The organism is Acidisphaera sp. L21 (genome assembly GCF_009765685.1).
Classification (GTDB): Bacteria; Pseudomonadota; Alphaproteobacteria; order Acetobacterales; family Acetobacteraceae; genus LMUY01.
The window spans coordinates 79,266-100,018 of sequence record NZ_LMUY01000008.1; the positions used below are offsets into that span (position 1 = coordinate 79,266).

Below are 20,753 nucleotides of genomic sequence, written 5' to 3' on the forward strand. Positions count from 1 at the left end.
GACTTGTTCCGAACCCGCACCCGCCGTATTTGTGGCGGCATGCGCCCCACCTTTCTCTGCCTCTTTGCGATGCTGGCCGCGACGCCGGCATTGGCCCAGTCTCGCCAATCCCAATCCCATGCCCCCGCCGCCAAGCCGGCCGCCCACCCGGCGCCGGCCGCGCCCAAGGCCATCGGCAAGTTCGAGGATTGGACCGCCGCAACCCACCAGGAAGGCGGCGCAACCGTCTGCTACGCGTTCACCCGCGCCGCATCCTCCACCCCGCCGCTGCCGGGCCGGGGCGACGTGGTGCTGACGGTGACACAGCGGCCCGGTGGGGCACGCGATGCGGTCGCGATCAGCGCCGGGTTCGCCTACGCACCGAATGCCGAGGTGTCGTTGCAGGTCGAGGGGCCGGCGCTGCCGTTCTACACCAGCCAACGCTCCGCCTTCGCGCGGGACGGCCATGCCGTCGTCGGCGCGTTCGAGAAGGGGCGCCAGGCCGTGGCCAAGTCCCCCGGCCCGCGCAACGTCACCGTCGTCGACACGTTCAATCTGCGCGGCTTCTCCACCGCCTTCGCCGCCATCAACAAAGCCTGCCCCGGCAAGGGCTGACATGTCCGCCACCCTCACCGAGTCCGAGCGCGACCGCGTCCTGGCGAAGTCGGCGCTGTTCTCCCCACCGCCGGTGGCGCTACCGGACGGGCGACGCGAACTGGTGGGGTTGAGCCGGCCGGAACTGATCGAGGAGCTGGCTGCGATCGGTGAAAAGGCGTTTCGGGCCAAGCAATTGTGGCACTGGATCTACCACCAGGGCACCACCGATTTCTCGGCCATGTCCTCCATCGCCCGACCCCTGCAGGAGAAACTGGCGCAGCGCTTCGTCATCGGCCGGCCCGGTGTCGCGACCGAGCAGACCAGCATCGACGGCACCCGCAAATTCCTGTTCCGCTTCCGCGACGGGCAGGAGGCCGAGACCGTCTACATCCCCGACCGGCAGGAAGATCGCGGCGCCGTCTGCATCTCCTCCCAGGTGGGCTGCACGCTGTCGTGCAAATTCTGTCACACCGGCACGCAAAAGCTGGTGCGCAACCTGGGCGCGGCGGAGATCGTGGGCCAGTTCATGGCGGCACGGGATGCCTATGCCGAATGGCCGTCACCCCGCGGCGAAACACCCCGGCTGCTGTCCACCATCGTGCTGATGGGCATGGGCGAGCCGCTATACAATTACGAGAACGTCGCCCGGGCGATGCAGATCGTGATGGATAACGAGGGCATCGCGCTATCCCGCCGTCGCATCACGCTGTCCACCTCCGGCGTCGTGCCGATGATGGATCGGTGTGGCGAGGAATTGGGCGTCAACCTGGCCGTGTCGTTGCACGCGGTGCGGGACGATCTGCGGGACGAGATCGTGCCGTTGAACCGGAAATACCCGATCAAGGAGTTGCTGGCGGCGTGCCGGCGCTATCCTGGCTCCTCCAACTCCCGCAGGATCACCTTCGAATACGTGATGCTGCGCGACGTGAACGACAGCGAGACGGATGCGCGCGAACTGGTGCGGCTGATCGCCGGCCTACCGGCCAAGGTGAACCTGATCCCGTTCAACCCGTGGCCCGGCAGCATCTACGAGCCCAGCACGACGGCCCAACTGAACAAATTCGCCAGTATCGTCATGGATGCCGGCTTCTCCAGCCCGGTGCGCACCCCGCGCGGCCAGGACATCCTCGCCGCCTGCGGGCAACTTCGGACGGAGAGCGAGCGGGTTCGGGTTCGCCCCGCCGCCTAGTCCCCGGGTAATCCTACGCTGCTGCCCCCACACAGTTGGGCAGCAGCGGCGGGATTAGCGCTCGCGTTCGTCGTCGTTCTGCTCGACCTCGATCTCGTCCGGGATCGCGTCGGCGTCGTCTTCCAGGTCGGACGCGTCTTCGATCACGTCCTCCTCGGCATCATCCTCGACGGCTTCGACCTCGACATCCGCGTCATCGGCCACCGCCGGCTTCTTCGGGCGCTTGTCGTCGACGACGTTACCGCCAGCCCGGCGCGGCTTTGGCAGCTCGGCTGGCTGTTCCGTGCCGCACTTCGGACAAATGGCGGGCGACTTCTGCAGGTCGTAAAAACGGGCGCTGCACGCCACGCATACTCGCTTAGTACCGAGCTCGGGCTTCGGCATGACGCAGCACTCCTTCGCAATCCAGCGCAATCTGCCAGAGGGCGCGCCCCATGCCATCGTCCTGCATCCGTGTCAAACCCGGCCACCTATCCAAACCGTCCCGCCACTGCTAAGCGCGCCGCATCATGGCACCCTTGCACCCCCTGACTGCCCGGCGCCCGGCCGATCCGTTGACCGGTCAGATCCGGGTGCCCGGCGATAAATCCATCAGCCATCGCGCGCTGATGTTTGGCGCGCTGGCCGTGGGCGAAACCCGTATCGACGGCCTGCTGGAGGGCGAAGACGTGCTGCGCACCGCGTCGGCGATGCGGGCGCTGGGCGCGACGGTGCGGCAGGAAGGCGCGATCTGGCGCGTCGCCGGGCGCGGCATCGGCGGCCTGGCGGAGCCGGCGGACGTGCTGGACATGGGCAATTCCGGCACCGCGGCGCGGCTGCTGACGGGAATTTTGGCCAGCCACGATTTGTTTGCCGTCATGACCGGCGATGCGAGCCTGCGCGGCCGCCCGATGCGCCGGGTCACCGATCCGCTCGCCATGTGCGGCGCCCGGTTTTCCGCCCGCGAGGGTGGGCGGTTGCCGCTTGCCATCCAGGGTGCCCGCGACGCGATGCCGATCCATTACCGCGTGCCGGTTGCCTCGGCCCAGGTGAAATCCGCCCTGCTGCTGGCGGGGCTGAACGCACCGGGCCAGACGGTGATCGAGGAAGGCGTCGCCACCCGCGACCATACCGAGGCGATGCTGCGCCATTTCGGCGCGACCGTGTCGGTGGAGGTGGCCGGCGCCGGCCGCATCATCACCCTGTCCGGCCAGCCGGAGTTGCGGGCGCGGGACGTGGTGGTTCCGGGCGACCCGTCCTCCGCCGCCTTCCCCGTGGCGGCGGCGCTGCTGGTGCCAGGATCGGCCATCACCATCGCCAATCTGGGCCTGAACCCGCTACGCGCCGGGCTGTTCGCGACGCTTTGCGACATGGGCGCCGACATCACCGTCAGCAACGAACGGACCGAAGGTGGGGAGCCGGTGGGTGACCTGGCGGTGCGCTACGGTCCGTTACGGGCGATCGACGTGCCGCCCGAGCGTGCGCCGTCGATGATCGACGAATACCCGATCCTGGCCGTGGTCGCTGCCTTCACGCCCGGCACGACCCGGATGCGCGGTCTCGGTGAGTTGCGGGTGAAGGAGAGCGACCGCCTGGCCGCCACTGCCGCCATGCTGCAGGCCGCCGGCGCGCAGGTGACGATCGAGGGCGACGACCTGTTGGTGCACGGCGCCGCCACACTGCCAGGCAATTGCACCGTCGAAACCCACATGGACCATCGCCTGGCGATGAGCGCCCTGGTGATGGGCCTGGCGACCGATGCCCCCGTCGCCGTGGACGATGCGGCCTTCATCGAAACCAGCTTCCCCGGCTTCGCGGCGCTGCTGGCATCCCTGGGCGCCGATATCTCGTGATCATCGCCATCGACGGCCCAGCCGCCGCCGGTAAGGGGACGCTAGCCCGGCGCCTGGCGAAGGAACTGGGGCTGCCCTATCTCGACACCGGCCTGCTGTATCGCGCCGTCGGCCGCCGCGTGCTCGACGCGGGCGTCGACCCGGCGGACCCGGCGGCGGCCGAGGCCCAGGCCAAGGCGTTGCACCCCGACGACCTCGCCCGCACCGACCTCCGCGGCCCGGCGGCCGATCAGGCGGCCAGCCAGGTTGCTTCGGTGCCCGGCGTGCGGGCCGCCTTGCTGGCCTTCCAGCGCAACTTCGCCACCACCGGGGGCGCCGTGCTGGACGGGCGGGACATCGGCACCGTCATCTTCCCCGATGCCGACGTGAAGCTGTTCGTCACCGCCAGCGTAGAGGCCCGCGCGGAACGCCGCTGGCGCGAACACCAGGCCGCTTCCTTGGAATCCGTCACCGAGGACCTCCGCCGCCGCGACGCCATGGACGCCGCCCGCGCTGCCGCCCCCCTCCGCCCGGCGGATGACGCCGTGCTGTTGGACACCACGGCCATGGATCCCAACCAGGCATTCGCCGCGGCACTACTGGCGGTCAAAGCACAGAATAGCGAGTAGCGAAGGCGGCTTTTTTGTCGCGAGGATCGCCGATCCCCTTGACTCCCCGCCCCACAATCGTGTTCCTGCGCGCGATACCCCCGTAAACCCGGCCCGTAATCCACGGGCAAGCCGCTCCCGGAACTGGGAACGCATACCTCGGCGCCACTGGCGCCCCGATCAGGAAGCACATACTCCACATGGCATCTCAGGCCGTCGCCTACGATAACACTGCACATAATCCGGGTGGCGAAGACTTCGCCTCCCTTCTGGACGAGACCCTCGGCCGCGACACTGGCTTTGATGGGTCCGTCGTTACCGGCCGCGTTCTTCGCCTGACCGACGAATTCGCTATCGTCGATGTCGGCCTCAAGAGCGAAGGCCGTGTTGCCCTCAAGGAATTCGGACCGCCGGGTGCCGCACCCGAGGTCAAGCCTGGCGACCTCATCGAACTGTTTGTCGAGCGTTACGAGGACCGCGATGGCGCGATCGTCCTGTCTCGCGAGAAGGCGCGTCGTGAGGAAGCCTGGACCAACCTGGAAAAGGCGTTCGAGGCGCAGCTGCGCGTCAACGGCACTATCTATGGCCGGGTCAAGGGCGGCTTCACCGTCGACCTCGGCGGCGCCGTGGCGTTCCTGCCCGGCTCCCAGGTGGACATCCGCCCGGTTCGCGACGTCGGCCCGCTGATGGGCACGCCGCAGCCGTTCCAGATCCTGAAGATGGACCGCGCCCGCGGCAACATCGTCGTCAGCCGTCGCGCCGTCCTGGAAGAGACCCGGGCCGAGCAGCGGTCTGAGCTGATCCAGGGCCTGAAGGAAGGCATGATCCTCGACGGCGTGGTCAAGAACATCACCGATTACGGTGCGTTCGTGGACCTCGGCGGCGTGGACGGCCTGTTGCACGTCACCGACGTCGCATGGCGCCGCATCAACCATCCGTCCGAGGCGCTGCAGATCGGCCAGGCCGTTCGCGTGCAGGTCATCCGCTTCAACGCCGAGACGCAGCGTATCAGCCTGGGCATGAAGCAGCTCGAGGCAGATCCGTGGGAAGGTGTGGCGGCGAAGTATCCGCCGGGCGCCAAGTACACGGGCCGCGTGACCAACATCACCGATTACGGCGCGTTCGTGGAGCTGGAGCCGGGCGTCGAAGGCCTGGTCCACGTGTCCGAGATGAGCTGGACGAAGAAGAACGTCCATCCGGGCAAGATCGTCTCCACTTCCCAGGAAGTGGACGTGATGGTGCTGGACGTCGACAGCTCCAAGCGCCGGATCTCGCTGGGCCTGAAGCAGGTGCAGCGCAACCCGTGGGAAGAGTTTGTCGACACGCAGCCGGTTGGCAGCGTCGTCGAGGGCGAAATCCGCAACATCACGGAGTTCGGCCTGTTCATCGGCCTGTCCGCCGACGTGGACGGCATGGTCCACATGTCCGACATCGCCTGGGACGAGCCCGGCGAGTTGGCCATGGCGAAGTTCGAGAAGGGCCAGATCGTCAAGGCCAAGGTGCTGGACGTCGATGTCGAGAAGGAGCGCATCTCGCTCGGCATCAAGCAGCTCGAGGACGATCCCGCCGCCGACACGCTGAGCCGCGTGCACAAGGGCGAGGTCGTGACCTGCGTCGTGACCGCGATCCAGGCGAACGGCATCGAGGTCAAGGTCGACGAGGTCCTCACCGGCTTCATCCGTCGCGCCGAACTGGCCCGCGACAAGGGCGACCAGCGTCCGGACCGCTTCGCCGTGGGCGAGAAGGTCGATGCCAAGATCACGGCCATCGATCGCGCCGCCCGCAAGCTCTCGCTCACCATCAAGGGGCGCGAGATCGAAGAGGACAAGCAGGCCGTGGCCGAGTTCGGCACGTCCGACAGCGGTGCCTCGCTGGGCGATATCCTGGGTGCGGCGATCCGTCGCCGCAATCAGCAGAGCGCCGAGTAAGCCTTGCCCAACTCTGGGCTCGAAGCGGACCTTCTACTGGACAGGCGGCGCCTCAAGCGCCGCCTTGTCTTTTGGCGGGTCCTCGCAGTGGTCGCGATCGTCGGCGCTGTGGGCTATGTCGCCATTGGCGGCCGGTCCGCAGCCTTCGCCGGCGGCCAGCACATCACCCGCGTCAACGTCAGCGGGGTCATTTCCGCCAACCGCCAACTGATCCAGGCCGTCACGGCCCTGGCGAAGGATCGCAACGTTGCGGCAGTGGTGCTAGCGGTCGACAGCCCGGGCGGCAGCGTGTCTGGCGGGGAGAGCCTGCATGATGCGTTGGAGCAGGTTGCGGCGGCCAAGCCGGTGGTGACCGTCATGGGCGGCACCGCGGCTTCGGCCGGCTATATGATCAGCCTGCCCGCGGCGCGTATTTTCGCCAGCAACGCGACGCTCACCGGGTCGATCGGCGTCATCCTGGAGACAGGCAACGCTGGCGGATTGCTGGATAAACTGGGGCTGACGGCCGAGGCGATCATCTCCGGCCCGTTGAAAGACCAGCCCTCCTTCACCCACGGCCTGTCCCCGGCGGGCCGCGAGTATCTGCAGGCCCTCGTTGGCGACATGTTCGGCCAGTTCGTCACCATGGTCGCCCAGGCGCGGCATATGGACGAGGCGAAAGTGCGCGAGCTTGCCGATGGCCGCGCCTATACCGGCCGCCAGGCCCTGGCGCTGGGTCTGGTCGACCAGATCGGTGGCGAGCCGGACGCCCGGGCGTGGCTCGAGAAGGAGAAGGGGATCAAGGCCGACCTGCCGATCGCCGATCTGAAGCTCGGCAGCTTCTACGACCGGACCGTGGGGGCGACCCTGGGGCTGATCAGCCAGCGCCTCGGGCTGGATTCCTCGGTCGGCCTACCCATGGCGATTTGGGATCCGCTGCTCGTCCGCTAGCAACTGCGTACCGCGATTCGCGTTGATGCGCCGGCCGGAAGATCCGGGTCGAGAAGCGAAACCTTGCATCCCCGGTCGGCTCTTGCTTCTGTTCGCGCCATAACGACGCATTCAAGTCGATGCCTGTTAAGTCAAGGGACGCCCGTCATGCCGATCCGCAAGCTGCTTCTGCCACTCACCGGTACATCCGCCGGTGAAGCCGCGATTGCGACTGCGCTGCTCGTCGCCCGGCAATTCAATGCCCACATCATGGCCCTGCACGTCCGAGCCGACAGCCGCGACGTGGCCCCGCTGGCCGGCGAGGGCCTGTCCGGCGCCATGATTCAGGAGATGATGCAGGCCACCGAGAAGGAAAGCGGTGAGCGTTCGTCCGCCGTGCGGGATCTGTTCGACCGCGCATTGGGGGGCGCCGGTATCAAGATGGAACACCCGACCGCGCAGGCGGACCATCCCAGCGCCTCCTTCGCCACAACGATCGGCCGGGAGGAGGATGTCGTTGCCCAGCAGGCGAGGCTGTCCGACATCACCATCGTGCCGCACCCGGAATCGGGCGACGACGTGTCATCGTCCGACGCACTGCACGCCGTGCTGTTCGACAGCGGCCGCCCGGTGTTGATTGCACCGCATCGCAGTCCCGTCACGCTCGGCAGGCGCGTCGCCGTCGCCTGGAACGGCACCGGTGAGGGCGCGGCCTCGGTACAGGCGGCGCTTCCCTGGCTGCGCACGGCCGAGGCAGTGCGGATTCTCTCGTCCGACGACTACCAGCGCAATGGCCCGCTAGCCCGCGAACTGGCCGCCTACCTCGCCCTGCACGGGGTGAAGGCGGAATTGGCGACCTTCCGCCCGTTGGACCGCGAAGTGGGCGCCGGGATGCTGGCCGCCGCCCGTGAGTTCGGTGCCGATTTGCTGACGATGGGCGCGTATTCCCACTCTCGCCTCCGCCAACTCATCCTCGGTGGCGTCACCCGGCACGTGCTGGAAAAGGCCGACCTACCAGTTCTGATGAACCGGTAGGCCTACCCGCCCGCCACTGGCAGGCCGGCGACGGAGCGTCCGATCCAGCTTTGTGGGTCGGACGGCGCCACGTGCTCAAGCGCCTCAAGCCGGCTGACGCATTTGTCGGTTTCCGTGGCCACATCGCTCCAGCCCGGCATCACCTTGTTCAGGCTGCCCAGGATGCACTGGTCGTAATAGGTCAATTCCCGCCCGGCACCGCAGCCAAATGACGGGCGATCGGCGGCCGACGCCGTCAGCACGATGCGGTTCGCCTTCGCCACGGGCGACTGGGCGAACCCGCCCGTGTAGCACGCCGATACGATCGCCACCGTGGGCGCCGAGCCGCAGCCGGATTGCAGCGCGGTATCCAGATCTGCGGGCAGCAGGAACTCCTCCCGCGTGGCGAGATACACGCCTTCGCCATGCGCGCCATGCGAGGTGATGAACACCAGACAGGCCTGGCCCGGCGCCGGGTGCAGTTCCGCGACCGCATCCAGCACACGCGCCCGGGTCGCTACCTGCACATGCGGTGTGGCCAACACGCTGGGGGACGCGCTGAAGCGGTGAATGTCCTCCGGCGGCACGCCGGCCCTTTCCAGCAAGGTCGCCATCGCGCCGGTGGCGTTGTCGAACACCGGCAACGACTTATCGCCAGCCACCAACACCGCCGTCCAACGCTGCGGTCCCATTCTCGGCAGTGGCGTAGCGGCGATCTGGGAGCGGGCGCATCCGGCCAGCAACAACACCAACAGCAAGGTGGCGCGCATCAGGCGGCAGCCAGCCGGTGCAGGGTGGTGCGGCGCATCACAGTATCCTCAAGCTCTAGGGACGTCGGCACGTCGTACTGCGCGAAGGCCTGCAACCCTGGTGGCAAATAGGCGCGGCCCGGGTCGGCGATCCACACTTCCGACCTGGCGGTCATCAGCCGCAGCCAGGGCAGGATGTGATTAGTCATTGGGGCTTCGTAACACACGTCGCCGCAGAGGATCAGATCCCATTCACAATCTTTGCCGACAAAATCAGCAGTCGTTACAGTGAGTACGACGTTGTTTGCGGCCGCATTCATTCGGGTCGCAGACGATGCGACGGCATCGATCTCCACCGCCTCCACGCTGGCGGCCCCGGCCATGGCGCAGGCGATGGCTGCCAGCCCGCCGCCCGCCGCGAAATCCAACACGCGCCGGCCGCGCACCAGCCCGGGATTGTCTAGCACATGCCGCGCCATCGCCTGGCTGCCGGGCCAGGCGAATGCCCAGAACGGCGGCTCGATATTGTTCTGCTTCAGGAAAATTTCGCTGGCCAGCCAGATCGGCGTGATCTCGGTCGCAAGGTACAGCGCGATCTCCGGCACCAGCGGGGCGTGGGCGAGGGTGGTGTTGCCGGTGACGAATGCCTCACTCATAGCTGGCCGAGCAGGATCGCCGCGGCGACGGCCAGCCCGGTCTCCCGGTTCAGCCGGAATAGTCGGAGGCAACCCGCCGGGTCATCGATGTCCAGCCGCACCACCTGCCACAGCAGGAACGCGGCCGGCAGCGGCAGTGCCAGGGTGAACCACTGCGACAGCCCGGCCAACCAGCCCGCAACCGCCAGCACGGCGATGGTCGCGGTGTAGCAGACCAGCAGGAACAGGCGCGTATGCCGGCCCAGCAGCCGCGCAGTGGACAGCACGCCGGCGGAGGCGTCCTCCTCCCGGTCCTGATGAGCGTAGATGGTGTCGAACCCGAGGTCCCACAGGATGGCCGTGGCATACAGTGCCACGCACGCCCAACCAATGCGGTTGGCGCCCGCGACGTAGCCCATGGGCGCGCCGAAGCCGAAGGTGAAGCCCATCACCAGCTGCGGCCACCAGGTCACGCGCTTGGCCAACGGATACAGTCCTACCAGCACCAGCGAGCCGGCGCCCAGCGCCCAGCACAGCAGCGGCAGTTGCAGCAGCACCAGCAGTCCGGCCACCAGCAGCGCCACCAGCAGCACCGCCGCCTGCCACATCCGCAATGCGCCCGAGGCGAGCGGGCGGCCGGCGGTTCGGGCCACCAGCCGGTCCAGATCCCGGTCCCACATATCGTTCACCACGCAGCCGGCGCCGCGCATCACCACGCTGCCGACGGCGAACAGGGCCGCCAGCCAGGCCATGCGGGCGAGTGGTGCTCCGGAAAGCAGGATGCCCCACAGGCCCGGCAGGAATAGCAGCCACGCCCCGATCGGCCGGTCCAGCCGCAGCAGCAGCGCGTACGGCCGCCAAGACGGGGGGAGGTGCGCCACCCACCCGCCAGTCACGATATCGGTATGGCTACTGCTCATGCAGCGTGCATTGCGCGCCAAGGCCGCCGGGTCAACCGCGACGCGTGCGCGGCATGCCCTGGGGGGTGCTTGCCTTGACGATCCTTGCCGGTATGTACCATCCCTGGTGACAACCAACCCGGAAAGTCTCGTCCCGAATGTCCAACCCGTCCGACGCCGACGAGACGCCCATTGCGTCCGTCCAGCAACTCGCCGACCATTTGGCCGCTGGTGGCAAGCCGAAGGCGCAATGGCGCATCGGCACCGAGCACGAGAAATTCGGCTTCCGCCACGTCGATTTCGCCTCGCCGCCGTACGAGCCGGGTGGCATTCGCGCGCTGCTGCAGGGCATGGCGTCGCCGGAGTGGGAGGACATCGTGGATGTCGACGCCCTGATCGGGCTGAAGGGCGTGGGCCCGCGCGCCGGCGCCTCCATCTCGCTGGAGCCGGGTGGCCAGTTCGAGCTGTCGGGCGCCCCATTGCGGACGCTGCACGAGACCAAGGCCGAACTGGACGAGCATTGCGCCACCGCATCCGCCCTGGCGGCCAAGCTGGGCTTCGGCTTCGCCCCGATCGGCTATCACCCGACCCTGTTGCGTGAAAACGCCGAGTGGATGCCGAAAAGCCGCTACGCCATCATGCGGCGCTACATGCAGCAGACCGGGACGATGGGCCTGGACATGATGCTGCGCACCTGTACCGTGCAGGTGAACCTGGACTACGCCGACGAGGCGGACATGCGCCGCAAACTGCGCGTGTCTCTGGCGCTGCAGCCGTTGGCCACTGCGCTATTCGCCAGCTCCCCCTTTAAGGAAGGTAGGCTGAACGGTCTGCTGTCCAACCGGGCGCATGTGTGGACCGACGTCGACGCCGACCGCACCGGCATGCCGGCGATGATGTTCGCCGAGGATTTCGGGTTCGAGCGGTTCACCGAGTGGCTGCTGGACATGCCGATGTATTTCATCCAGCGCGACGGCCGCTACATCGATGTCGCCGGAAGGTCGTTCCGCGATTTCATGGCCGGCCGCCTGGATGCCGCGCAGGGGCACGTCGCGACGGTGGGCGATTTTGCCGATCACGTCACAACGGCGTTCACCGATGTGCGTCTGAAGCGGTTCCTCGAAATGCGCGGCGCCGATGCCGGCAGCCCGGCCATGATGGTGGCGCTGTCGGCGTTCTGGGTGGGGTTACTGTACGACGATGCGGCCCTGGCAGCGGCGGACGCGTTGGTGCGGCGCTACCCGGTCGAGGCATTTACGGCGTTACGGCCCCTGGTGCCGTACACGGCCATGGGGACGCCCTGGGCCGGTGGCACGCTGCGCGACCTGGCGCGGGAGGTTCTCGCCATTGCCAGACAGGGGTTGCAGGCACGCAGGAATTGGGCCGGTGGAGATGAAAGTGATTACTTGGATCCATTAAATATTATTGCTGAAGGTGGTCCAACTGAAGCCGAAATGTGGCGTGAGAAATATCAAACGGAATGGAACGGAGAAATCACGAAGATTTTCACGGCTGCGGCCATCTAAGATCTGCATTAAAGCGCCCTGAAAGCTCAATATATTCTTTACTTGGAGCAAACGACCTGCCGTAATCTCGTAACAGGAATGCTACGGCGTCGTTTGGGGGCTACAATATGACCATTCTCGGTGGCATAGACGTGCCTCAGCAGTTTGAACACGAGACCTATCGAAACGTTGTGCTGCGCCTTCGTTTGATCGGTCAGATACAAGCTGTCACGGATGAGGACGAGGTGGTCCTCCCGCTCGGTCGCAAGACCCGAGCGTTGCTCGCGATTCTAGCTTTGTCGGCGCCGCGGCCGATCATGCGGCCCCGGCTAGCCGAACTCCTATGGTCCCGCCGGTTGGAGGAACAGGCTCGCGCCTCCCTGCGGCAGGAGATCCATCGCCTGCTGGAGGCGCTGCAGCCTGTCGGCGCCGATGTGCTGCGGGTCACGCGGGATCATCTGGCGATCAGGTCCGATCTGGTGTGGATCGACGTGAACGAGGTCCTGAATGCAAGCGTGGCGAACCCAAGCGCCCTCTCGATGATGACCGCCGAGTTGCTGGAGGATTTCGACGACGTCGACCCCGCACTCGACCAATGGCTGTTGACCGAGCGGGCGCGGCTGCGCGACCACGCGCGTGGTGTGGCGGAGGTTCTGCTGAAGCAGCAGACCAGCCCGGATGGTGTGATCCAGTCTGCCCAGCAATTGCTGGGCATCGACCGGGCGCATGAAGGCGGCTGGCGCGCGCTGATCCGCGCCCATGCCGAGCGGGGGGAGCGCGGGCTCGCCATTCAAGCGTTCGAGCGGTGCCGCGTCGCTTTGGCCGAGCGGTTGGACGCCGCGCCGTCGCAGGAAACCCAGCGTCTGGTGACCGAGGTGCGGTCCGGCACGGTGGCAGTCCCACCGCAACGTCCGCCAGCCGTCTTCGCCCGTCCACCCATCCCGGAGGGTGAGCGGCAAAGCGTCACGGTTGGCGTGCGGCCGCTGCAGCTTATCGGGTCCAACGGCAGCGATGCCCAACTGGGCATGGGACTGGCCGAGGACATCGCCGCCGCTTTGTCGCAGTTCCAGTGGCTGTCCATGGTGCCATCCTCGTCCCTGACGCAGTTCGACCGGGATGCGACGATGCTGCGGCGGAGTTTCGGGGTGGACTTCCTGCTGGATGGGAACATCCACCAATTGGGGAGCCGAACCCGTGCCAGCGTATGGCTCATGGATCTGCGTGACGAGAACCGGATCGCCTGGTCGCAGCGGTTCGACTGGACCAGCAGCGACATCCTCACCCTGCAGGACGACATGGTGGCCGAGATTGCCGCCCAGTTGGGGCCCGAGATCCAGATGGCGGAAAGCCGCCGGGTGGCTCAGCAGGGCGACGAGCCCCGCACCGCCTACGATTTGGTGTTGCGGGCCCTGCCGCTGACGGCACGGCTGCGGCGGGACGAGTTCAACCAGGCCGAGTTGCTGTTGAACGAGGCGCTGACGCTGGATCCGGATTACGCGCCCGCGCATGTCAGCCTGGCCTACCACCTGAACTTCCGGGTGGGGCAGGGCTGGGCGAGCGACGTGGCGAAGGCGGTGGCCGATGCGGGCCGCCATGCCAGCCGCGCCATCGCACTGGACCCGGCCAGCGCCCGGGCCTTCGCAGTGGCGGGCCACGTGCGCGCCTTCATGGACAAGCGCCCGCGGGAGGCACTGGAGCTTCATGCCCGCGCCTTATCGCTGAACCCGAACCTGCCGATGGCGTGGGGGTTTTCCGCCGCCACCTACACCTACCTCGGTGAGTTGGACGAGGCGGCCCGGCGCTTCGCCCGCTACAAGCGGCTATCGCCGAACGACCCGAATACGTTTCTGTTCGACGCAGCGATGACCCTGATGGAGCTGCAGCGCCGGGACTACGATGCCGCCATCCAGTGCGGTCGCCGCACGTGCGAGCTCAACCCCAATTTCGTGTCTGGCTTCAGGCATTACCTCTGCGCGCTGGGCCATGCCGGGTTGACGGAGGAGGCGACGCGCATGCGGTCCCGGCTGCTGGCGCTCGACCCGACGACGACGGTCGCTACGGCGGTGTGGGCGGTACCACTGCAACATGGCGACAAAGATCACTATGCAGCCGGGCTATTGCTGGCGGGCCTACCGGCGGACTAGCCGCCCGCGTACCGGCGATTGACACGCCGCGCCTTCGCCGACGAGCATCACGGATCGTTGAGGAGGCCGATCGTGACCGTGACCCGCCGCGCCTTGCTGGCAGGAACTGCAGCGACCCTTGCCGCCCCGGCCCTGGTGCGGGCGCAGGGGTCGGGCGTGCTGCGGGTGGGCGAGGTCAACAGCTACACCGCGCAACCGGCCTTCACCCTGCCGTATCGCAATGGCTGGCAATTGGCGGTGGCGCAGGTGAACGCGGCCGGGGGCGTGCTGGGCCGCAAGCTGGAAGTGCTGAGCCGCGACGACGCCGGGCAGCCGCAGAACGCCACCCGCCTGGCCGGGGAGTTGCTGGGCGACAACCATGCCGACCTGCTGGCGGGCGGCTTCCTGTCCAATGTCGGCCTCGCGCTCAGCGACTATGCGCTGCAGAACAAGGCGCTGTATGTCGCCGGTGAGCCGCTGGCCGATGCGTTGGTGTGGGAGAAGGGTAACCCCAACACCTTCCGCCTGCGCCCCGACACGTACATGCAGGTCGCGATGCTGATGCAGGAAGCCGCCAAGCTGCCGGCCAAGCGCTGGGTCACCGTCGCGCCCAATTACGAATACGGCCAATCCTGCGTGAAATGGTTCAAGCAGATGATGGCCAAGGTCCGCCCGGACGTGACGGTCGTGGCCGAGCAATGGCCGGCGCTCGGCAAGCTGGACGCTGGACCCACCGTCGCCGCGCTGGAACAGGCCAAGCCGGAGGGGATCTTCAACGTTCTGTTCGGCGGCGACCTCACCGCCTTCGTCCGCGCCGCCAACACCCGCGGCCTGTTCGAGGGACGCAGCGTCGTCTCCGTCCTGACCGGGGAGCCGGAGTACCTGGACCCGCTGGGGGACGAGGCGCCGGAGGGATGGCTCGTCACCGGTTATCCGTGGGACCAGTTGAAGACTCCGGACAATACCAAGTTCGTCGAGGACTACCGCGCCATGTTCAAGGAGCCGCCGCGCATGGGCTCCGTCGTCGGCTACACGCTGATCCACGCCATCGTCGCGGGTGTGGCGCGGGCGGGTGCCACCGACCTGCCGGCGCTGATCAAGGGGTTTGCGGGCGCCCAATTCGACACGCCGTTCGGCTCGGCCAATTTCCGCAGCATCGACCACCAGAGCACCCTAGGCGCCTTCGTTGGCAGCACGGCGCTGGTCGGCGGCAAGGGTGCGATGAAGGACTGGCACTACGTCGATGGCGCCACCGTCATGCCCACCGACGATTTCGTGCGGAACGTGCGACCCGCCTGATTGGGCTTCCTCCTTTCCCAGGCGCTGACGGCGCTCGCCAGCGCGTCCTCACTGTTCCTGGTAGCGGCCGGGCTCACGGTGATCTTCGGTGTCACCCGCGTGGTGAACTTCGCGCACGGGAGCCTGACGATGCTGGGCGCCTACGTCGCCTGGACCATCCTGCGCCATTTGCCGCGCGACCCGGCGTCCTTCTGCCTCGGCGTGTTGGCAACCACGCTGGCCTTGGCGGCGCTGGGTGCGCTGCTGGAGATGACGCTGCTGCGCCGGATCTACCGCGCGCCGGAGTTGTTTCAGTTGCTCGCCACGTTCGGCGTGGTGCTGATGGTGCAGGATGCAACGCTGCACATCTGGGGGCCGGACGACCTGTCGCTGCCCCGCCCGCCCTGGATGCGCGGTTTCGTCACCCTGCTGGACCAGCGGTTTCCCCAATACGACCTGTATCTCATCGCAGCCGGCCCGGTGGTGCTGGCCCTGCTCTGGCTGGTGCTGAACCGCACCCGGTGGGGCCGCCTGGTGCGCGCCGCGACCCAGGACCGGGAGATGGTGGCGTGCCTGGGCGTCGACCAACGCGTGCTGTTCACCACCGTATTTGCGCTGGGTTCGGCACTGGCCGGGTTGGCGGGGGCACTCGCCTTGCCGGACGGCTCGGCGAATCTCGGCATCGACCTGTCGGTGGTGACGGAGGCGTTCGTCGTCGTTGTGATCGGCGGCCTTGGCAGCGTTCCCGGCGCGTATCTGGCGAGCCTGCTGATCGCCGGGTTGCAGGCCGTTGGGATCGTGGTGCTGCCGAAGATCACGCTGGTGCTGGTCTTCCTGGTGATGGCCGCGGTGCTGACGGTACGGCCGAACGGCTTGCTCGGGCGCCCGGTTGCAGCAGCCGCGGTGCTGGGTGCGCAACCGCCAGTGCGCCCTTCCAGCCCGGCCCTGCGCTGGGTTGGCGTCGTGTTGCTGCTGCTGTTCGTGCTGGCGCCGCTGGTGGCACCCTCCTGGATCCTGGCGATCGGGACGGAGGCAGCGGTCGCGGTTCTGTTCGCTGCCAGCCTGCACTTCATGATGGGGCCGGGGGGTATGCCGTCCTTCGGCCACGCCGCCTGGTTCGGCATCGGCGCCTATGCCGCCGCCCTGTCCGCCACCGTGCTGGCGGCGCCCATGCCGCTGGCGCTGCTGCTGGCGCCGGTGGCAGCGGGGGTGATCGCCGGCGCGTTCGGCGCAGTCGTGGTGCGGTTGTCGGGCATCTACCTCGCCATGCTCACGCTGGCTTTCGCGCAAATCGTCTGGGCCATCGCGTTCCAATCGGTCGGACTCACGGGCGGCGATAACGGCATTCTCGGCGTGTGGCCGCCGGGCTGGGTGGCGTCGCCGGCGCGGTTCTACTGGCTGACCCTGGCGCTATGCGCTGGCGGCACGCTGCTGCTGCGACGGGTGCTGTATGCGCCGCTGGGCTACGCCATTCGTGCGACGCGCGACGCGCCGGCGCGGGCGGACGCGATCGGGCTGCCCAGTAACGCCATCCGGGTCGTGGCCGTTACCGTGTCCGGCGCCGCGGCGGGGTTGGCCGGGGCGATCTTCACGTTCGCGCATGGCAGCGCCTTTCCCACCTATGTCAGCATTCCCCGCTCCGTCGACGCGCTGCTGATGGTGCTGCTGGGCGGCGTCGGCACCATGACCGGCCCGATCATCGGCGCGCTCGCCTATACTGGGCTGTCGGATTTGCTGCTGCGCGCGACCGAGTTGTGGCGGTTCGTGCTGGGCGCGGCCATCGTGGCGCTGGTGCTGCTGTTCCCCGCGGGGCTCGCCGGCGCCTTCGCCGGGCGGCATGGCGATGCCTGAACCGCGGCTGATCGTCACCGGGCTGCGCCGCGCCTTCGGTGGCCAACCGGCCGTGTCCGACGTGTCATTCACCCTGGACCAGGGGGAGATGCTGGCGCTGATCGGCCCCAATGGCGCCGGCAAGAGCACGACCTTCAACATGGTTGGCGGCCAGTTGCGCCCCGATGCCGGGCAAATCCGCCTCGATGGCCGTGACATCACCGGGCTATCGCCGCGCCGTATCGCCGGGCTGGGGGTCGGCCGCACCTTCCAGATCACCGCGACCTTCGGCTCGATGACGGTGCGGGAAAATGTGCAGATGGCGCTGCTGGCGGCGAGGCGGGAATTCTGGCGTGCTTGGCGGCCGGTCCGCGACCAACACGCGGCGGAGGCCGCGGCATTGCTGGAAGCCGTCGGTCTGCTGGCCCAGGCCAGCCGCCCTGCCGCGATCCTGGCCTATGGCGACCTGAAGCGGTTGGAACTGGCGATGGCCCTGGCCGACAAGCCGCGATTGCTGCTGATGGACGAGCCGACCGCCGGCATGGCCCCGGCCGAACGCGTGGCGCTGATGCAGCTCACCCGGCGCCTCGCCAGCGGCCGCCGCGTCGCCGTGCTGTTCACCGAGCATGACATGGATGTGGTGTTCTCCACCGCCGATCGGATCCTGGTGCTGAACCGCGGCAGGCTGATCGCCAGCGGCACCGGGCCACAGATCCGCGCCAACCAGCAGGTGCGGGAGATCTATCTCGGCACCGGCCAGACCAGCGGCGGCCATTGATGCTGACGGTCGAAGGCCTCAACAGCCATTACGGCCGCGCCCATATCCTGCACGGCATCGGCTTCACCGCGTCCGCCGGGTCGGTGCTGGTTTTGCTCGGCCGCAACGGCGCCGGGAAAAGCACGACGCTGAAATCCATCATCGGCCTGGTGCGCCCCAGCAGCGGCCACATCGCCTTCGACGGCCACGAGATCGCCCGGGCCGAGCCGCATCGCATAGCCCGGCTCGGCCTTGGCTACGTGCCGGAAGAGCGACGGATCTTCACCGATCTCACCGTCTGGGAGAATCTGGAGGTCGGCCGGCAGCCGCCACGCCCCGGCCTGTCGCCTTGGACGCCAGAGCGGCTCTACGCGCTGTTCCCCAATCTAGGCGCCCTCCGCACCCGCCCGGGCGGTCGGATGAGCGGTGGGGAACAGCAGATGCTCACCATCGCCCGAACCCTGATGGGCAATCCTCGCATGGTTCTGCTGGACGAACCGAGCGAGGGCCTGGCCCCGGTCATCGTCGAGCAGATAGAGGCCGCGATCCTGGCGCTGAAGGCGGAGGGCGTCGGCATCGTTCTGGCCGAACAGAACCTGCATTTCGCCCGCCGCGTGGCCGACACGGCGGTGGTGATCGAGAGCGGTCGCGCCGTCTGGTCCGGCGGGATGGCCAAACTGCAAGCCAATCCAGCCGTCCACGCCCGGTATTTGGCGGTTTAGTGCACTGCAACTTGCCACTGTCGTCAGCGATAAAGGCAGTCTGCGACAAGGAGCGTTTCGTATGGCGAAGGAGTCCGGCACCAGCACCGCGCTATTGGTCGCATTGGCGACGCTCGGGTTGCTGACGGCAGTCTACGGGCGTGCCACCGGCACCGCCCAGGCCCCCGGTCGTCTCCCCGGATCGCGCCACGACATTACGCCGGGCTCCGAGAAACGCGCTGTCGAGACGAACATCGCAGGGCGCGAAGCCACCACCCCGCTGGAAATTCCCCCCAGCGGCTGGGTGACGGTGTTCAAGCGGGTTGCCGTCGGCTTCAACGACGACCGCCTGATGACGGAGGCCGCGGGCGTCACCTTCTACACCCTGCTGGCGATCTTTCCGGCCATCGCGACCCTCATCTCGCTATTCGGCCTGTTCGCCGACCCGGCGGTGGTGAACGACCAGTTGCAGAATCTGCAGGGCGTGCTGCCGGGCGGCGGCCTGGACATCATCACCAGCCAGGTGAAGTCGCTAACCAGCAATGGTCGCCAGGCCCTGCATGCCGGGGTGCTGATCGGGCTGTTCACATCCCTCTGGAGCTCGAACCAGGGGATCAAGGGGCTCTTCGACGCGCTGAACGTGGTTTATCACGAGAAGGAGAAGCGTGGTTTCGTGTGGCGGACCGTCATCACGCTGGGGTTCACCCTGGGCGCCATCGTGTTCATCCTGCTGGCCATGGGCGCCATCATCGTGGTGCCGCTGATCATTAGCTTCTTCGGGCTTGGCAGTTGGGCCACCGCGTTGCTGGCGTCGGCGCGCTGGCCGGCGCTGATGGTGGTACTGGGGCTGTTCCTGGCCGCGGTCTACCGCTTCGGCCCCAGCCGCACCCAGGCACGCTGGCAATGGGTGAGCTACGGCAGCGCCTTCGCCGCCGTGGTGTGGCTGCTCGCCTCGATCGGGTTCTCGTACTACGTCGCCAATTTCGGCAGCTACAACAAGACGTATGGCTCGCTAGGCGCCGCCATCGGCTTCATGACCTGGATCTGGATCTCCACCATCATCGTGCTGGTGGGCGGGGAGTTGAATGCCGAGTTGGAGCAGCAGACCTGGCACGACACCACCGTTGGGCCCCCGAAGCCCATGGGCTCCCGCGGCGCCTACAAGGCGGACGTAAAGCTTTAGGCCGGCCGGTAGTTCAGCCGCGTCGCCAGCCAGTTGCGCAATTCCAACTGGGCCGTCGCATCGGCCAACACCGCGGTGGTGCTGGCGGTGGCGGCCGGCACGCCTTGCGGACGCACGCCCAGTGCGCTCGCCTGCTCCTGCACCGGGGAGGAGCCGATTGCCTGGGCGCAGGCGCGCCGCCACAGCGCCACCATCGAGGCCGGGGTCAACTGCGGCAGCACCAGCGCCATATCGAGTTCCGAAGCCGCAGCGGTGGCGCGCCAGGCGTTGCGCATGCCGGGCGTTGCCGGGCGCACGGCCATCAACTCGCTGAGCGCCGGGGTGTCGGGGAAGGCCGGGTCGCGCACCCGGCGCCCTGTGTCGTCGACGCTGCCGAAGGAGAAGAGCGGCCGCACGCCGGTGGAGGCGAGGAGCTGCGCCATCTCGGCCACCCGGCGGCCATGCAGGCACACTGCATCGGCCTCGCCATCCGCGAGCGCAGCGGAGGCTGCGGCGTCCGTCAGGCCAAAGACCGGCGTCCATTTCACGCCCAACAGATCCAACGCCAACAGCGCCGGTAGTTCCTGCCCGGACGGGCCAGATGCGGCGATGCGGACCGAGGCGCCCGCCATCACCTGCGCCAACGACAGCCGGCTGACCACCAGGCCAGGCGTGATCCCGGCCAGTGCCGGGACCCAGTGCCCGACGTCGAAGCGGGCGCGGGGGTCGCCGACCAGCCAGGCCATGGCAGCGCTGCCCGGCAGCAACAATGCGGTGCCGCCATCGGGCACCGTGCGGGCCTCGAACTGGTTCGCCCCGGTGACGCCGTCGATGCCGCCCACCAGGTCCTTGCGAAGCTGCGTGCCCGGTGGCAGCGCCTTGCCCAAGCTCGGCGCCAGCCACTCCGCCCAGGAATCCACCGGTCCGCCGCCGGGCCCTGCCACGATCAACGTGACGCCGTCCGCGAACGGGGCGGTGGCGGCTGCGGCGTAGGCGGCCATGCCAACGCTCGTCGCCATGGCCGAGCCAAGCAACATCCGACGCGTGATTGTTTGCGTCACCGAGACATCCCCCCTGTC

19 protein-coding genes are annotated in these 20,753 nt (G+C 67.8%); 14 read left to right on the forward strand and 5 right to left on the reverse strand.

Annotation, left to right across the window (positions count from 1 at the left end):
• Window positions 1-39: 39 nt before the first annotated feature.
• The gene (locus tag GSQ76_RS01900) at window positions 40-594 is read left to right on the forward strand and encodes an invasion associated locus B family protein (protein ID WP_158742221.1); all 555 of its coding nucleotides are present in this window, start codon (window positions 40-42) and stop codon (window positions 592-594) included.
• Between the two features lies 1 nt (window position 595).
• Window positions 596-1,765 carry a 23S rRNA (adenine(2503)-C(2))-methyltransferase RlmN gene (gene rlmN / locus GSQ76_RS01905; protein ID WP_158742222.1) on the forward strand — a complete coding sequence of 390 codons (1,170 nt, stop codon included), beginning with the start codon at window positions 596-598 and terminating at the stop codon, window positions 1,763-1,765.
• A gap of 54 nt (window positions 1,766-1,819) precedes the next feature.
• Here rlmN and GSQ76_RS01910 read toward each other — a convergent pair whose 3' ends face one another.
• Window positions 1,820-2,149: a TIGR02300 family protein gene (locus GSQ76_RS01910; protein WP_158742223.1), complete on the reverse strand. Its 330-nt coding sequence runs from the start codon at window positions 2,147-2,149 to the stop codon at window positions 1,820-1,822.
• A gap of 125 nt (window positions 2,150-2,274) precedes the next feature.
• Here GSQ76_RS01910 and aroA point away from each other — a divergent pair, with 125 nt between their 5' ends.
• From aroA to GSQ76_RS01935, 5 genes are all read left to right on the forward strand, one after another.
• The gene (gene aroA, locus GSQ76_RS01915; protein ID WP_158742224.1) at window positions 2,275-3,597 is read left to right on the forward strand and encodes a 3-phosphoshikimate 1-carboxyvinyltransferase; all 1,323 of its coding nucleotides are present in this window, start codon (window positions 2,275-2,277) and stop codon (window positions 3,595-3,597) included.
• Complete coding sequence (gene cmk, locus GSQ76_RS01920) at window positions 3,594-4,205, forward strand: (d)CMP kinase (protein WP_158742225.1); 612 nt, start codon at window positions 3,594-3,596, stop codon at window positions 4,203-4,205. The genes aroA and cmk overlap by 4 nt, the downstream gene beginning before the upstream one ends.
• A 179-nt stretch (window positions 4,206-4,384) precedes the next feature.
• Window positions 4,385-6,112: a 30S ribosomal protein S1 gene (rpsA, locus tag GSQ76_RS01925; protein WP_158742226.1), complete on the forward strand. Its 1,728-nt coding sequence runs from the start codon at window positions 4,385-4,387 to the stop codon at window positions 6,110-6,112.
• Window positions 6,113-6,199: 87 nt separating this feature from the next.
• Complete coding sequence (sppA, locus tag GSQ76_RS01930; protein ID WP_254070189.1) at window positions 6,200-7,042, forward strand: signal peptide peptidase SppA; 843 nt, start codon at window positions 6,200-6,202, stop codon at window positions 7,040-7,042.
• Window positions 7,043-7,189: 147 nt separating this feature from the next.
• Window positions 7,190-8,056, forward strand: a complete 867-nt coding sequence (locus GSQ76_RS01935) for a universal stress protein (RefSeq protein ID WP_158742228.1) — start codon at window positions 7,190-7,192, stop codon at window positions 8,054-8,056.
• A 2-nt stretch (window positions 8,057-8,058) separates the two neighbouring features.
• Here the strand turns inward: GSQ76_RS01935 and GSQ76_RS01940 are convergent, their stop codons facing one another.
• Genes GSQ76_RS01940 through ubiA form a run of 3 tightly spaced genes read right to left on the reverse strand, consistent with a single transcriptional unit; the run spans window position 8,059 to window position 10,339 of the window.
• Complete coding sequence (locus tag GSQ76_RS01940) at window positions 8,059-8,805, reverse strand: C13 family peptidase (protein WP_158742229.1); 747 nt, start codon at window positions 8,803-8,805, stop codon at window positions 8,059-8,061.
• The gene (locus tag GSQ76_RS01945) at window positions 8,805-9,440 is read right to left on the reverse strand and encodes a methyltransferase (protein ID WP_158742230.1); all 636 of its coding nucleotides are present in this window, start codon (window positions 9,438-9,440) and stop codon (window positions 8,805-8,807) included. The genes GSQ76_RS01940 and GSQ76_RS01945 overlap by 1 nt, the downstream gene beginning before the upstream one ends.
• On the reverse strand, window positions 9,437-10,339 hold the full coding sequence (gene ubiA / locus GSQ76_RS01950; protein WP_158742231.1) for a 4-hydroxybenzoate octaprenyltransferase: 903 nt from the start codon (window positions 10,337-10,339) through the stop codon (window positions 9,437-9,439). The genes GSQ76_RS01945 and ubiA overlap by 4 nt, the downstream gene beginning before the upstream one ends.
• A 137-nt stretch (window positions 10,340-10,476) precedes the next feature.
• Here ubiA and GSQ76_RS01955 point away from each other — a divergent pair, with 137 nt between their 5' ends.
• The 7 genes from GSQ76_RS01955 to GSQ76_RS01985 all read left to right on the forward strand — a co-directional run bounded on the left by GSQ76_RS01955 (window position 10,477) and on the right by GSQ76_RS01985 (window position 19,695).
• A complete protein-coding gene (locus tag GSQ76_RS01955; RefSeq protein ID WP_158742232.1) occupies window positions 10,477-11,844 on the forward strand; it encodes a glutamate--cysteine ligase in 1,368 nt (455 codons plus the stop codon).
• A gap of 224 nt (window positions 11,845-12,068) precedes the next feature.
• Window positions 12,069-13,967: a BTAD domain-containing putative transcriptional regulator gene (locus tag GSQ76_RS01960; protein WP_158742233.1), complete on the forward strand. Its 1,899-nt coding sequence runs from the start codon at window positions 12,069-12,071 to the stop codon at window positions 13,965-13,967.
• Window positions 13,968-14,039: 72 nt separating this feature from the next.
• Complete coding sequence (locus GSQ76_RS01965) at window positions 14,040-15,245, forward strand: ABC transporter substrate-binding protein (protein WP_158742234.1); 1,206 nt, start codon at window positions 14,040-14,042, stop codon at window positions 15,243-15,245.
• The gene (locus GSQ76_RS01970; RefSeq protein WP_158742235.1) at window positions 15,246-17,075 is read left to right on the forward strand and encodes an ABC transporter permease; all 1,830 of its coding nucleotides are present in this window, start codon (window positions 15,246-15,248) and stop codon (window positions 17,073-17,075) included. It abuts the gene before it with no gap.
• Window positions 17,068-17,832, forward strand: a complete 765-nt coding sequence (locus GSQ76_RS01975) for an ABC transporter ATP-binding protein (RefSeq protein ID WP_216850846.1) — start codon at window positions 17,068-17,070, stop codon at window positions 17,830-17,832. Before GSQ76_RS01970 ends, GSQ76_RS01975 begins: the two co-directional genes overlap by 8 nt.
• The gene (locus GSQ76_RS01980) at window positions 17,832-18,533 is read left to right on the forward strand and encodes an ABC transporter ATP-binding protein (RefSeq protein ID WP_158742237.1); all 702 of its coding nucleotides are present in this window, start codon (window positions 17,832-17,834) and stop codon (window positions 18,531-18,533) included. Before GSQ76_RS01975 ends, GSQ76_RS01980 begins: the two co-directional genes overlap by 1 nt.
• Window positions 18,534-18,594: 61 nt before the next feature.
• On the forward strand, window positions 18,595-19,695 hold the full coding sequence (locus tag GSQ76_RS01985) for a YihY/virulence factor BrkB family protein (RefSeq protein ID WP_158742238.1): 1,101 nt from the start codon (window positions 18,595-18,597) through the stop codon (window positions 19,693-19,695).
• Here GSQ76_RS01985 and GSQ76_RS01990 read toward each other — a convergent pair.
• On the reverse strand, window positions 19,692-20,693 hold the full coding sequence (locus GSQ76_RS01990; protein WP_216850847.1) for a hypothetical protein: 1,002 nt from the start codon (window positions 20,691-20,693) through the stop codon (window positions 19,692-19,694). The genes GSQ76_RS01985 and GSQ76_RS01990 overlap by 4 nt on opposite strands.
• Window positions 20,694-20,753 lie beyond the last annotated feature (60 nt).

What these genes read in the sequence shown, in the direction of transcription:
- GSQ76_RS01990 (WP_216850847.1), bottom strand. Translation starts at nt 20,693, where the DNA reads ATGGCGACGAGCGTTGGCATGGCCGCCTACGCCGCAGCCGCCACCGCC.
- GSQ76_RS01955 (WP_158742232.1), top strand. Translation starts at nt 10,477, where the DNA reads ATGTCCAACCCGTCCGACGCCGACGAGACGCCCATTGCGTCCGTCCAG.
- rpsA (WP_158742226.1), top strand. Translation starts at nt 4,385, where the DNA reads ATGGCATCTCAGGCCGTCGCCTACGATAACACTGCACATAATCCGGGT.
- GSQ76_RS01935 (WP_158742228.1), top strand. Translation starts at nt 7,190, where the DNA reads ATGCCGATCCGCAAGCTGCTTCTGCCACTCACCGGTACATCCGCCGGT.
- rlmN (WP_158742222.1), top strand. Translation starts at nt 596, where the DNA reads ATGTCCGCCACCCTCACCGAGTCCGAGCGCGACCGCGTCCTGGCGAAG.
- GSQ76_RS01985 (WP_158742238.1), top strand. Translation starts at nt 18,595, where the DNA reads ATGGCGAAGGAGTCCGGCACCAGCACCGCGCTATTGGTCGCATTGGCG.
- GSQ76_RS01940 (WP_158742229.1), bottom strand. Translation starts at nt 8,805, where the DNA reads ATGCGCGCCACCTTGCTGTTGGTGTTGTTGCTGGCCGGATGCGCCCGC.
- GSQ76_RS01980 (WP_158742237.1), top strand. Translation starts at nt 17,832, where the DNA reads ATGCTGACGGTCGAAGGCCTCAACAGCCATTACGGCCGCGCCCATATC.
- GSQ76_RS01900 (WP_158742221.1), top strand. Translation starts at nt 40, where the DNA reads ATGCGCCCCACCTTTCTCTGCCTCTTTGCGATGCTGGCCGCGACGCCG.
- GSQ76_RS01945 (WP_158742230.1), bottom strand. Translation starts at nt 9,440, where the DNA reads ATGAGTGAGGCATTCGTCACCGGCAACACCACCCTCGCCCACGCCCCG.
- aroA (WP_158742224.1), top strand. Translation starts at nt 2,275, where the DNA reads ATGGCACCCTTGCACCCCCTGACTGCCCGGCGCCCGGCCGATCCGTTG.
- GSQ76_RS01975 (WP_216850846.1), top strand. Translation starts at nt 17,068, where the DNA reads ATGCCTGAACCGCGGCTGATCGTCACCGGGCTGCGCCGCGCCTTCGGT.
- ubiA (WP_158742231.1), bottom strand. Translation starts at nt 10,339, where the DNA reads ATGAGCAGTAGCCATACCGATATCGTGACTGGCGGGTGGGTGGCGCAC.
- GSQ76_RS01910 (WP_158742223.1), bottom strand. Translation starts at nt 2,149, where the DNA reads ATGCCGAAGCCCGAGCTCGGTACTAAGCGAGTATGCGTGGCGTGCAGC.